The 12,813-nt window shown below is 41.8% G+C and carries 14 protein-coding genes, 1 tRNA gene and 2 rRNA genes (1 of these 17 cut by a window edge); 7 read left to right on the forward strand and 10 right to left on the reverse strand.

All coding sequences use genetic code 11. The annotated features are described in order from the left end of the window. The 7 genes from G9X63_RS00980 to proC all read left to right on the forward strand — a co-directional run. Positions 1-532, forward strand: a 23S ribosomal RNA gene (locus tag G9X63_RS00980); it begins 2,301 nt to the left of the window's first position. A 67-nt stretch (positions 533-599) separates the two neighbouring features. Further along, positions 600-711, forward strand: a 5S ribosomal RNA gene (gene rrf / locus G9X63_RS00985). Positions 712-1,103: 392 nt separating this feature from the next. After that, complete coding sequence (locus G9X63_RS00990) at positions 1,104-1,655, forward strand: hypothetical protein (protein WP_252623377.1); 552 nt, start codon at positions 1,104-1,106, stop codon at positions 1,653-1,655. An 8-nt stretch (positions 1,656-1,663) separates the two neighbouring features. Beyond that, positions 1,664-2,059 (forward strand): MerC domain-containing protein, encoded by a 396-nt coding sequence (locus tag G9X63_RS00995; RefSeq protein WP_252623379.1) that lies wholly within the window; start codon positions 1,664-1,666, stop codon positions 2,057-2,059. A 64-nt stretch (positions 2,060-2,123) separates the two neighbouring features. Beyond that, on the forward strand, positions 2,124-3,569 hold the full coding sequence (gene gatB / locus G9X63_RS01000; RefSeq protein ID WP_338079071.1) for an Asp-tRNA(Asn)/Glu-tRNA(Gln) amidotransferase subunit GatB: 1,446 nt from the start codon (positions 2,124-2,126) through the stop codon (positions 3,567-3,569). Then, a complete protein-coding gene (locus G9X63_RS01005; RefSeq protein WP_252623381.1) occupies positions 3,570-4,676 on the forward strand; it encodes a TlpA family protein disulfide reductase in 1,107 nt (368 codons plus the stop codon). Position 4,677: 1 nt separating this feature from the next. Next, positions 4,678-5,478: a pyrroline-5-carboxylate reductase gene (proC, locus tag G9X63_RS01010; protein ID WP_252623383.1), complete on the forward strand. Its 801-nt coding sequence runs from the start codon at positions 4,678-4,680 to the stop codon at positions 5,476-5,478. Here proC and mutL read toward each other — a convergent pair. The 10 genes from mutL to tuf form a co-directional block, all read right to left on the reverse strand. Further along, positions 5,467-7,290 carry a DNA mismatch repair endonuclease MutL gene (mutL, locus tag G9X63_RS01015; protein ID WP_252623385.1) on the reverse strand — a complete coding sequence of 608 codons (1,824 nt, stop codon included), beginning with the start codon at positions 7,288-7,290 and terminating at the stop codon, positions 5,467-5,469. The genes proC and mutL overlap by 12 nt on opposite strands. Before the next feature lie 95 nt (positions 7,291-7,385). After that, complete coding sequence (rplL, locus tag G9X63_RS01020; RefSeq protein WP_130894751.1) at positions 7,386-7,772, reverse strand: 50S ribosomal protein L7/L12; 387 nt, start codon at positions 7,770-7,772, stop codon at positions 7,386-7,388. 70 nt (positions 7,773-7,842) lie between these two features. Then, positions 7,843-8,376, reverse strand: coding sequence for a 50S ribosomal protein L10 (gene rplJ / locus G9X63_RS01025; protein WP_130894752.1), 534 nt, complete (start codon positions 8,374-8,376; stop codon positions 7,843-7,845). A gap of 2 nt (positions 8,377-8,378) precedes the next feature. After that, entirely contained in the window at positions 8,379-9,077 is a 699-nt protein-coding gene (gene rplA, locus G9X63_RS01030; RefSeq protein WP_130894753.1) for a 50S ribosomal protein L1, read from the reverse strand. Positions 9,078-9,114: 37 nt separating this feature from the next. Further along, positions 9,115-9,552 (reverse strand): 50S ribosomal protein L11, encoded by a 438-nt coding sequence (gene rplK, locus G9X63_RS01035; protein WP_130894754.1) that lies wholly within the window; start codon positions 9,550-9,552, stop codon positions 9,115-9,117. 264 nt (positions 9,553-9,816) lie between these two features. Continuing rightward, positions 9,817-10,413, reverse strand: a complete 597-nt coding sequence (gene nusG / locus G9X63_RS01040) for a transcription termination/antitermination protein NusG (protein ID WP_130894755.1) — start codon at positions 10,411-10,413, stop codon at positions 9,817-9,819. A 15-nt stretch (positions 10,414-10,428) separates the two neighbouring features. Next, positions 10,429-10,620 (reverse strand): preprotein translocase subunit SecE, encoded by a 192-nt coding sequence (gene secE, locus G9X63_RS01045; RefSeq protein WP_130894756.1) that lies wholly within the window; start codon positions 10,618-10,620, stop codon positions 10,429-10,431. A 33-nt stretch (positions 10,621-10,653) separates the two neighbouring features. Next, positions 10,654-10,724: transfer RNA gene (locus G9X63_RS01050), tRNA-Trp, on the reverse strand. 64 nt (positions 10,725-10,788) lie between these two features. Then, positions 10,789-11,529, reverse strand: coding sequence for an NIPSNAP family protein (locus G9X63_RS01055; protein WP_130894757.1), 741 nt, complete (start codon positions 11,527-11,529; stop codon positions 10,789-10,791). A gap of 80 nt (positions 11,530-11,609) precedes the next feature. Continuing rightward, positions 11,610-12,797, reverse strand: a complete 1,188-nt coding sequence (gene tuf, locus G9X63_RS01060; protein WP_130894758.1) for an elongation factor Tu — start codon at positions 12,795-12,797, stop codon at positions 11,610-11,612. Between the last annotated feature and the right edge of the window lie 16 nt (positions 12,798-12,813).

Raw genomic sequence — 12,813 nt, forward strand, 5'->3', positions numbered from 1 at the left:
ACCGACAAGTCGATCAGGTACGAAAGTAGGATATAGTGATCCGGTGGTTTAGTATGGAACAGCCATCGCTCAAAGGATAAAAGGTACTCTGGGGATAACAGGCTGATCTCCCCCAAGAGCTCACATCGACGGGGAGGTTTGGCACCTCGATGTCGGCTCGTCACATCCTGGGGCTGGAGAAGGTCCCAAGGGTTCGGCTGTTCGCCGATTAAAGTGGCACGCGAGCTGGGTTCAGAACGTCGTGAGACAGTTCGGTCCCTATCTGTTGTGGGCGTAGGAATATTGACAGGTTCTGACTTTAGTACGAGAGGACCGAGTTGGACTGACCGCTGGTATATCAGTTGTTCTGCCAAGGGCATAGCTGAGTAGCCACGTCGGGACCAGATAAGCGCTGAAAGCATCTAAGTGCGAAACTGACCTGAAGATGAGTATTCCATGAAGGGTCCGTGTAGACGACACGGTCGATAGGCTACAGATGTAAAGACAGTAATGTCAAAGTCGAGTAGTACTAATTACCCGAAAGCTTACCTTTTATTAATTTACACACTGCTGTTTATTTTATCTCACAATATGGCTAAAGGCTAAAACCTTGCAAAAAGTATGGAGCCGATAGGACGGGTGTTCACCTCTTCCCATCTCGAACAGAGAAGTTAAGCCCCGCACCGCTGATGATACTGGGATCAAACCCGGGAAAGTAAGTAAGCTCCAAGTTATTATAGAAGACCTGCACCAAAAGTGTGGGTCTTTTTTTATGCATAAGAACGAGTAGCCAGTAATCAGTAGCCAGTAATCAGTAATCAGTAGTCAGTAATCAGTAATCAGAAAATAGAGTAGAGAGTATAGTGCAAAGAGTAGAGATACGGCATAAAAAAGAGGCTGCCGCCTCGTTTTTTATTCATTCATGAAATATCGGCCCCACGCACTCAGCAATTTGAGTATTGCTCTTTGCTCTTTGAACTTTGGTCTTTGACTCTCGACTCTTGACTATCGACTCTTGACTATCGACTATCTCCTTTCGCCATCTCTTCTCTCTACTCTATAATCTAATCTATTCTTTGTGCTTTATGCTTTATTCTTTATATTTGCAACACTATTGCATAAACATGAAGCAGCTATTTTTTTCTTTACTGGTGTTAGTTGGTATTTTGGCCTGTAAAAAGGATCTTGAAGTTGAACCTACGGATGATAATGAATTAATTACGACTGTAGAGCTTGTTTTTACCGATGCCGCTTCTGTTTCTCGTTCTTTTAAGTTTAGAGACATTGATGGAGATTCACGTACAAAACCGGAAGCTTTTGATACTCTACAATTGGCAAGAAATACAGATTATACCGTTGCGATCTATATAGGAGACGAATCGAAGGGTTCTTTAGAGGATATTACAGAGGATATTTTGGAAGAGTCGGATGTCCACTTATTTGTGTATAAACCTATGCCCGCTTCCTTGTTATCTGTGCAGATTACGGATTCCGATAAAAATGGTTTACCTGTCGGTTTGAAAGCGACAGTAAAGACACAATACGTTGCTGGATCTGGTGTATTACAGTTGTTATTAAAACATCAACCACCGTTGAATGGTCGTACGGTTAAAACGGGGGATGAGGATGCGGGTAGTACAGATTTAGATTTAAGCTTCCCTCTTATTGTTAAATAGTTAGCTATATGTCTAAACAAAAATACAAGCATTTATTACCGGCGGAAAAGCTTGGGGTATTTTTATCACTCTTGTGTGCCATTCATTGCCTGACTCTGCCCATTATTCTCTTTATTGCACCTTATTTAGCTAGTTCATTTGCCTTTAGTGTGGAGATGGAGTGGATTTTAGTGGTACTTAGTTTTGGATTGGCTTTACTATTGTTATGGCAAGATTTCAGAAAACACCGCAAGCCTTTGCCTTTGTATTTTTTAGCTATGGCTGTGCTTATTAAAGTATTGGATGCTTTAGTTGGGATGAAGTCAATTGAATGGATTTTTGGCCTTTTACTAGGTGTTTTTATTACCTTAGCTTACTGGTATAATTACAAGCATAAAACGGCTTGTACCTGCAAAATCAAGTAGTTGATATCTTTAAACCCGGGAATTTTGTATCTTTATATCCTATCTCGGTTATAAATACTATTCAGTGAGCATTTCCTATCAACCCGTTATTGGCCTTGAAATTCATGCACAGTTGCAGACGAATTCGAAGATTTTCGCGAGCGACCCTGTCCTGTTTGGTCAAGAAGCGAACACCTTAATTTCCTCTATTTCGTTAGGCCATCCAGGGACATTACCCTATTTGAATAAAAAGGTTGTGGAATTTGCCATAAAAATGGGCCTAGCGATAGGTTCTAAAATTGCTCCTAAACAGTATTTTGATCGGAAGAATTATTTTTATCCTGATCTTCCGAAGGGGTATCAAATCACCCAAGATAAAACGCCTATTTGTATAGGAGGTTCTATTGTGGTTCATTTGAAAGAGGGGAATAAAAAGATGGAGTTTCACCACATTCATTTAGAAGAGGATGCGGGTAAGTCTTTACATGAAGGAGATAATCCATTTAGTTTCTTGGACTATAATCGGGCGGGCACACCATTAATCGAGATGGTCACGGAACCATCGATTCATTCTTCGGAAGAAGCTTTTGCCTTGGTTTCTGAGGTGCGTAAATTAGTTCGCTACTTGGGCATTTGCGATGGAAATATGGAAGAAGGCTCTTTGCGGGCAGACGTGAATGTCTCGATTAGACCTGTAGGTACGACTACCTTAGGGACTAAAGTGGAGATCAAGAATATGAATTCCTTGCGTAACATTCAGCGCGCGATTGAGCACGAGATTGTTCGTCAAACCAAGGTCCTAAACGAGGGAGGTACACTCATCCAAGAAACGAGAACCTTCGATGCACATACGGGGACAACGCATTCGATGCGGGTGAAGGAAACGATGAATGATTACCGGTATTTTCCTGAGCCAGATTTAGCTCCTTTAGAAATTTCAGAAACGTGGTTACAAGAGATTAAGGCGGCTATGCCTCTATTGCCTTGGGAACAAGAACAAAAGTTAGTCAAGGAATTTGGTTTACCTGCTTATGATGCGCATTTTTTATCTGATACGCGTGAAATGGCGATCTATTTTGAAGAAGTTGCCGTTCATTCTAAAGCCTATAAATCTATTTCGAATTGGCTAATGGGGCCTGTTAAGTCGCATTTGAACGAGAAGAATCAATCGATTTCGGATTTTGGACTAAGTCCTAAAACCTTGGCTGAAATAGTTGATTTAGTGGAGAGTACCACCTTGACTCATAATTTAGCGGCACATCAATTATTTCCTTTGGCTATCGAAAATCCAGCAAAATCACCAGCTCAGTTAGTCGAAGAGCAGGGTTGGTTGAATGTGCAATCGGGGGATGAATTAAATACCTGGGTTCAGGAAGCGATCGCGACCTACCCAGATAAGGTAAAAGAATACCAAAAAGGAAAGAAGGGTTTAATCGCCTTGTTCATCGGTGAAGTGATGAAAAAGTCAAAGGGAACGGCTGATCCTAAGCGTGTTAATCAACTAATGTCAGAAGAATTAGCGAAAGCCTAAATGAGATTAATCTGGATCATATTGTTTATTTCGACTGCGTTACGAGCTCAAAATTTTGAGTTACACATCGAGGCAAAGACGGTTGTGCCTGGGAAAAAAATCTATTTAGAATATATAAATGAGACGGGAAAAATAGTTAAAATAGACTCTGCAAGCCCGTCAGTTCAACGGAAAGTGACTTTTAAAGGTCTGGTGAAAGATCAAGGCGCTTTTTATTTAGTGAACTTCTTTGATACGCCTAAGCCCCAAAAAGTGCTCGTCATCCTAGAAGGGGGCGAATCGATTGATATCGTGGCAGATGGAATCAACGATGAAGATGGTAAGAGTGCATTTACTCTGAAAGGGGATTATCCTAACGTGAAATTTATGCTTGAATTGATGGCCATCTCGAAAGAAATGGAGGCCAAGGTGCGCAAATGGAACCAAGAGATTCAGGTAGATCCCAAGCAAGAGAAACGAATTCAGGCTGAGTTTACACAGGCGCAGGCTGCAAGCACAGCTAAAATAAAGGCATTAATTCCTCAAATGGGGAGTCATTTAGTGGCACTTTGGGCAACTAATTTTTTGCCTGCGGAGAAAGAGATGGCCTCGCTGTTAGAGATTGCGGATAGGCTAGGCAAAGCGAGACCGACTCATCCACAGGTACAGCAATTTGTCCATAATTTAGAGCGATTACAAGGCGTCAACGAAGGTGCCATGGCACCTGAGATTAATTTAGCAACTCCGGAGGGTCCTAGTTTGGCTTTGAGCTCGCTGCGAGGGAAATATGTGTTGATTGATTTTTGGGCGAGCTGGTGTGGGCCCTGCCGCCGGGAGAATCCTAATGTCGTAAAGACGTATGCAAACTACAAGGATAAAGGTTTTGAGATTTACGGCGTTAGTCTAGATCAAAATAGAGAGGCTTGGTTAAAGGCCATTGAAACAGATAAATTAGTCTGGAAACACGTTTCAGATTTACAATACTGGAGTTCTGCGGGGGCACAGGCCTACCAGGTGAATTCCATTCCGCAGACTTTCTTGTTAGACCCTGCAGGAAGAATTATTGCTAAAGGTTTGAGAGGAGCTGCTCTGGACCAGTATTTGGCCCAATTATTTGAAACAAAATAAGATGAAAATAGCGATCATTGGTTGTGGAAATATGGGGATGGCTTTTGCCAATTCCTTCATTCAATATAATTTAGTTTCTAAGCAGGAGCTGATCTTGATTGAAAAGAACAAGGAGCGAGGTGATATACTACAAGAGCAAAAAGCCGGGATTGTTGTCGATACCATATCGGAAAAAGTCGCGTCAGCTGATTTGATCATCCTTTCCGTTAAACCTCAGGATTACCCGTCAGTTTCTGCTGAATTAGCTCGGTTCATAAAGCCTAATCAAATTGTCTTGTCTATTATGGCCGGTATTCCGATTGCGAATATTCAAGCTAGTTTATCCCATGATTTAGTGGTTCGTGCGATGCCGAATACACCCGCACTTTTAGGCATGGGGATGACGGCTTTTGCTGCTGCTTCTGCCGTGGGTATGTCAGATATCCGAAAGGTAGAGAACTTGATTAATTCCACGGGTCGTGCGGTTTTTTTAGAAGAAGAAAGCCTATTGGATGCGGTGACGGGTTTGAGTGGTAGTGGTCCAGCGTATTTCTTCTATTTAATCAAGGCCATGATTGATGCAGGGGTGAAGATGGGCTTCGAGCCAGCGATGGCCTCCCTTTTAGTGAAACAAACGATGTTAGGGTCTTATCATTTAATGCAGACCAGTGACAAGACGTTAGATGAGTTGATTCAAGCGGTTGCCTCGAAAGGGGGAACGACAGAAGCGGCGTTGAAAATGTTCCAAGAGAACCAAGTAGCAGAAGGATTGCAAAAAGGAATTATTGCGGCAAAGGATCGGGCGAAAGAATTAGCCAATTAATTGACCGATTTCCATCTCATTTAATTGACGACTGATAAGCTCTCCATTCGGAGAATAAGAAGGGTTTGTGCTCGCAAACAATTGCTCCACTAAAGCGGACATTTCTTCAGACAGCAGTTTCTTTGCTTGATATCGAATCGCTGCCCGGTTAGCTAAAATGCGCGCAATTTTTTCGGAATGTTTTTGGCCTAGATCAGACGCTTCATTCTTTATTTGTTCTAAAATACCCTCTAGCAAATTCTGTCCGTCTTCCTCACCTATTCCAGCGGGAACACCTTGAATCCAGAATTTTTCTTCTGAGTCTTTTGTTAAACGAAAGCCTAAATCGGTTACATCGGTTAAAATTTCCTCTACTAAGATCGTGTCAGCTGGGTTAATTCGTAAAATCTGTGGAAATAATAATTGCTGAGACACCCCGTTTTTCTTCACTAAATTCTCCGAGAATTGATCAAATAAGATGCGTTGATAGGCTTTCTTTTGGTCTATAAGTAACATTCCGCCGGAAAGTGTCACTACTAGGAATTTATTCAGGATCTGAATCACCTGGAAATTCGTGTGCGAAGAACTGTCTGCTGTCCAGGTATTGGCTTTGCTTTGAAAGGTCGTAGCAGCTTGTGGGAATAAATTTGCCGAAGGCTCAGCTACATCACCTCGTTCAAAGGCCTCAATATTGTCATTTAAGCCCTCGTAAAGCTTCTTCCAAGCATCTTGAACAGGTCGAGGGGAATTCGTCCCGGAGAACGAAGAAAATGGGCTAGGCCCAGACGTTCCAGATGGATTTCTAAAATTCACATTCGCATCGAAATCGAGCGATGGAATCAAATGGTTCAGGCTAAGTGTTTTCCGGATAGCCGCTTGCAAAATGGCATAAATGGATCGCTCATCATCGAATTTGATCTCCGTTTTCGTCGGGTGCACATTGATGTCGATGTGGGAAGGATCTAAGGTCAAGAATAGAACATAGAAAGGAAAAGTCCCCTCCGGTACTAATCGTTCGTAAGCGCTCATCACCGCATGATGCAAATAAGAACTCTTAATGAAACGGTTATTCACGAAGAAGAATTGCTCTCCACGAGTCTTTTTCGAATATTCTGGTCTACCTACATAGCCTTTGATACTGACGAAATTCGTATTTTCCTCGCAGGCCGCTAATTGTTCCCGGTAGGTTTTGCCAAACAAGTCCACAATTCGCTTACCTAGTTTTTCAACCGGTAGGGCATAGGTTTCTTGTTCGTTTTGGACTAACGAGAATTTGATCTCGGGATTGGCTAAAGCGATCCGTTGGAATTCGTCCAAAATATGACGCATTTCTACCGGATTTGATTTTAGGAAATTCCGGCGGGCTGGGATGTTGTAAAATAGGTTTTTAACTAGAATAGACGTCCCTTTAGGGGCGGCCACTTGTTCATTTGCCTTCAGAACAGAGGCTTCCATGCGCAATAAGCTGCCTAATTCATCCTCCTCTCGCTTCGTTTTCAATTCTACCTGGGCTACAGAAGCGATAGAGGCCAAAGCCTCTCCACGGAATCCCATCGTATGGATGGCAAATAGATCTTCCGCTTTACTAATTTTAGAGGTGGCATGGCGCTCAAAACTCATCAGTGCATCCTGCGGTGACATGCCTTTGCCATCATCGATGACTTGAATGCTGACTTTGCCCGCTTCTTTTACGATTAACTGGACGAAACTCGCTCCTGCGTCAATCGAGTTTTCCATTAATTCCTTTACCACAGAGGCTGGTCGCTGTACTACCTCGCCTGCCGCAATTTGATTTGCGATAGCATCAGGAAGCATTTTAATCAGATTGTGCATAAATGAATAAGGAAACGAGTGGGCAAAGATAAGGGATTAAACAAAAAAAAGGGAATGTTGCCATTCCCTTTTTTCGTAAGATAGGTTGGGTTGAATTACTTCAATTCAACTTCAGCACCAGCTTCTTCTAAAGATTTCTTCAAACCTTCAGCTTCGTCCTTAGATACACCTTCTTTCACAGCTTTCGGTGCAGCATCAACTACATCTTTCGCTTCTTTCAAACCTAAACCAGTTAAGTCTTTTACTAATTTAACGATTGCTAATTTGTTAGGACCAGCAGCCTTTAAGATTACATCAAAAGATGTCTTCTCAGCAGCAGCATCACCACCTTCAGCGCCACCAGCTGCAGGACCTGCAACCATAACAGCACCAGCAGCAGCTGGTTCGATACCATACTCATCCTTAAGGATAGTAGCTAATTCGTTTACTTCTTTTACAGTTAAGTTCACTAATTGTTCAGCGAACGCTTTTAAATCTGCCATTTTTTGAAAATTTAATTGTTAAGAATTAATAATTTATTGGAGTTTTCACTCCGGTAAAACTTGGTAATAATTATTCAGGGCGCTCAGACAAAGTCTTCACGATACCAGCTAATTTCTTCTCACCACTTAATAATGCTGAAACAACATTTTTAGCAGGCGATTGTAATAAGCCAATAACTTCGCCAATCATCTCGTTTTTCGACTTGATGTTCTCTAGTGCTGTCAATTGACCTTCGCCAATGTAGATACCACCTTCGATAGACGCAGCCTTGAATGCAATTTTGTCTTTTCCCGCTTCTTTACGGAAGTCTTTGATCAATTTTGCAGGTACTTTAGCATTTTCAGTTGCGAAAATGATACCTGACATGCCTGTCAAAACTTCTGCGTCTAAAGAGGAATAATCCGTTCCCGTTTTAGCTAATGCCTTAGAGATTAAGGTGTTTTTGAATACTTTGTACTCAACACCTCTCTGAAAACAAAGGCTACGGAATTGATTAGCTTCGGCTACAGTTAAACCGGCTGTACTTGCAATGTAGAAGTACGGAGTCACAGCGAACTTTTCGCTCAACTCATCAATAATCTGATTTTTTTCTTCTCTTGTCATGATTACAATCCAGCTACAGTTCCCTTATCGATGATAATGCCCGGAGACATTGTCGATGACAAGTTGATCGATTTAACATAAGTTCCCTTTGCAGAAGACGGCTTTAATTTAATCAACGTGTTGATTACTTCTAAAGCGTTATCTACAATTTTATCAGCTCCGAAAGACACCTTACCGATAGAGGTATGGATGATACCAGTTTTATCAACTTTAAAGTCAATTTTACCAGCTTTTACTTCGTTTACTGCTTTTCCTACTTCCAAAGTTACAGTACCTGACTTTGGATTAGGCATCAGACCGCGAGGTCCTAAAACACGTCCCAAACGGCCTAATTTTGCCATCACAGTGGGCATTGTAATGATTACGTCGATATCGGTCCAGCCGCTCTCGATTTTTGCAATGTAATCATCTAATCCTACGTGATCAGCACCGGCTGCTTTTGCCTCCTCTGCTTTATCGGGCGTACATAGTACAAGTACACGTACGTCTTTCCCGGTTCCGTGAGGTAGGGCAACCACGCCACGAACCATTTGGTCCGCTTTGCGGGGATCTACTCCTAAGCGGACATCAATATCCACTGAGGCATCGAATTTTGTATAAGAAATTTCTTTCAAAATCTCCGCTGCTTTTTCAAGCGAATACGCTTGCGTTGCATCGTATTTTGAAAGGGCTTCCTTTATTTTCTTCGTAAGTTTTGCCATTACCTTTTAATTAAAATGTTTATTTCTGATGGTTAAATCAGAACGGTTTGTCACCAGAAACAGTAATTCCCATTGATCGAGCCGTTCCAGCAATCATACTCATTGCTGCTTCAACTGTAAAACAGTTTAAATCCGGCATCTTAGTTTCCGCGATAACGCGTACTTGATCCCAAGTTACAGAACCTACCTTTTTCAAGTTAGGTTGAGCTGAACCAGATTTAACCTTCGCTGCTTCCAATAACAAGATGGGTGCAGGAGGAGTTTTTACAACGAAATCAAACGATTTGTCTGCGTAATAAGTAATTAGGACCGGCAATACTACGCCGTTCTTATCTTGAGTTCTCGCATTGAATTGCTTACAGAACTCCATGATATTTAATCCTTTCGAACCTAAAGCAGGACCGATGGGTGGTGAAGGATTGGCTTGGCCACCTTTGCATTGAAGCTTTACGTAGCCAGCTATTTCTTTTGCCATGTTAAAACATCGTTTATTTAGTGAATTTAGAGGTTTATCTGCCAATAAGGGTGGAAGCTTCCTTATCTGATTCCCCTCCGGGTGACCTTTCCGCGTAACAATGACGTTCCGGCCCAATCCCCTCTTGAAATTTTCAAAACAGAGATTGCCGCTTTTTAAACGGACTGCAAAATTAGGGCTTTTATTCTAAATTACAAATAGTTAACAAAAAAAGTCCTGAATTTTCGTTCAGGACTTTCCAAGCTTCTCTAGAATAGAGATAAATTATTTTTCTACTTGAGCGTAGTTCAATTCAAGTGGGGTGTTACGTCCAAAGATCTTCACCATCACAGATAATTTCTTCGTGTTTTCGTGAATCTCTTCTACCGTTCCTTCGAAAGTGGCGAATGGACCGTCGATAACGCGAACTGTTTCGCCTTTGATGAAGGTAACAGAAGCAAATTCTTCTACGGCTGCAGACTCATCTACTTTACCTAAGATACGATTTACTTCACTTTGATTAATCGGAACAGGTTTCTTAACGATTACTTTCGTTTTCTTCACTTTTCCGCCTTCAACCTTTGTTACTTCTACTTCTTCGTTATTTGCTTGCAAGAAACCGATAACACCCGGTGTAGAAGTTAAAATGTGACTAACCTCTCCAGCTAAGTCTGCTTCTACTAAGATATATCCTGGAAACAAGTTCTTCTCGCGAATCACCTTTTTCCCTTTACGGATTTCGTAAATCTTTTCGGTAGGGATTAAAATCTGAGGAACTGAATCTAACACACCTTGGCGCGCTAATTCGTTCTCCATATAGGTCTTTACCTTCTTCTCTTGTCCTGAGATTGCTCTCAACACATACCATTTAGTCTCTGCCATGGATCAACCTATTTATTAAAATGAAGTGTAAAATAAATCCAAACCAGATTTGAAGACTAAATCAACTGCACCTACTAAAAGGGCAAAGATTAAAGAAGCCACCAAAACTAACACAGAACTCGACTGTAAGTCAGAGAATGCGGGCCAAGTAACGTTTTCTGTTACTTCAGTCCATGATTCTTTGATCAATGATGTTGATTTGCTCATAATTTAACCGATATCGGTATTTAATTTACTTAGCACGGGCACAAGGATTCGAACCCTGACCAAAGGTTTTGGAGACCTGCATACTACCATTATACTATGCCCGTAGAAAGGATTGCAAATTTAGCCAAATTTTGACAATTTACAAATCCCCTTCACATTATTGTTTAATTACCACTGAGAATAGCTCGTGGGTTCTAGAAATTTACGCACGGTTCTAGAGTGACTGTTCGCATATTTAGCGTCAGAAGAGATGCGTTTCCAGTCTGGATTAGCTTGGAATTTAGCCCAATTCGCATCGCGCTCTGCCATGTTTTCGAAGGAAACCATGTAGCTTAAGCACGGTGTATTTTCTCCAGCAAGCACCTCGCCAAAGAATACGTTGTGCAAGCCTACCGTATCAAAGATCTTCAATTCTTCGTCATTGAACATCCCTATTTTGCGTTTCAAAGCATCCTCATTGTAAGCCTCGTAGGTTCTCCACTCGTAGATACGACCCGGATTAGTGATGGGTAATTTTAGGCTAGGGTGTCCGGCAAAGCCTTTGGCAAGATACGTCGAGATCTTTTCAAACATCGGTTTGTCTAATCCTACGTTCTCAAAATAGGGCTTAGCAGCCTCTTGATAGACGGCATTTTTCTCCAAAGCGTCTTTGTATCCCGCATAAGAAGCTAAAGAAGGGAAGGGGATGGCCACCACGACGATGCCAGGCTCCGGTTTTCCGTAATCCTTGAATACGCCTACCTTAGAAACGCCATAAGCGTTAAGGGCTGGAATGAAGGCTTTAGAAAGATAGGACTCTAATAGAGCCGTATTTCCCTTGAACTTCATCTGATACGTTCTGATCTCATAATATTCCTGTGCAGACACCGCAAAGCTGCACAAGAGAAGCAATAAAAGTACTTTTTTCATAGGTTTATTTGTTTAGGTGAGCAAGGTACAAAAAAAAAGAGCGGTCACTGACCGCTCTTTTCCGTATAGGCTAATAAAAATTAGTCTAAGATTTCAGTTACCTGACCTGCACCTACAGTACGGCCACCTTCACGAATCGCGAAACGTAAACCTTTGTCCATAGCTACTGCGTTCAATAACGTAACATCAATTGTTAAGTTATCACCAGGCATACACATTTCAACTCCTGCAGGTAAAGTAATTTCACCTGTTACGTCTGTCGTACGGAAGTAGAATTGTGGACGGTATTTGTTAAAGAATGGAGTGTGACGTCCACCTTCTTCTTTAGACAAGATATAAACCTCTGCTTTGAATTTAGTGTGAGGCTTCACTGAACCTGGCTTACAGATTACCATACCACGACGGATATCAGTTTTCTCAATACCACGTAACAATAAACCTACGTTATCACCAGCTTCACCACGATCTAAGATCTTACGGAACATCTCAACACCAGTTACTACTGATTTCAAGTTTTCAGCTCCCATACCTAAGATATCAACTGCTTCACCTGAGTTAATAACACCAGTCTCGATTTTACCTGTTGCTACAGTACCACGACCTGTGATCGAGAATACGTCTTCAACTGGCATCAAGAATGCCTTATCAACATCACGCTTAGGAAGTGGAATCCAAGAATCTACTGCTTCCATTAACGCATCGATAGTAGCTACCCATTTAGCATCTCCGTTCAATCCACCTAAAGCAGATCCTTGGATTACTGGAATGTTATCGCCATCGAATTCGTAGAAAGAAAGAAGCTCACGGATCTCCATTTCAACTAATTCTAATAATTCTGGATCGTCTACCATGTCCACTTTGTTCATGAAAACAACCAATTGAGGTACACCTACTTGGCGAGCCAAAAGGATGTGCTCACGCGTTTGTGGCATTGGACCATCTGTAGCAGCAACTACTAAGATAGCACCATCCATTTGTGCAGCACCAGTAACCATGTTCTTCACGTAATCCGCGTGACCTGGACAGTCAACGTGTGCGTAGTGACGGTTAGCAGTAGAATATTCTACGTGCGCAGTGTTGATCGTGATACCACGTTCTTTTTCTTCTGGAGCAGAGTCAATGGAAGAGAAATCTTTTTTCTCAGCAAGACCTTTTTCAGAAAGAACTTTAGTGATAGCAGCTGTCAAGGTTGTTTTACCGTGGTCAACGTGGCCAATCGTACCAATGTTAACGTGGGGTTTACTTCGGTCAAAATTCTCTTTTGCCATGATTATTTAGTTCTTA

The sequence above is a fragment of the Aquirufa antheringensis genome (genome assembly GCF_023921165.1).
GTDB classification, from domain to species: Bacteria; Bacteroidota; Bacteroidia; order Cytophagales; family Spirosomataceae; genus Aquirufa; species Aquirufa antheringensis.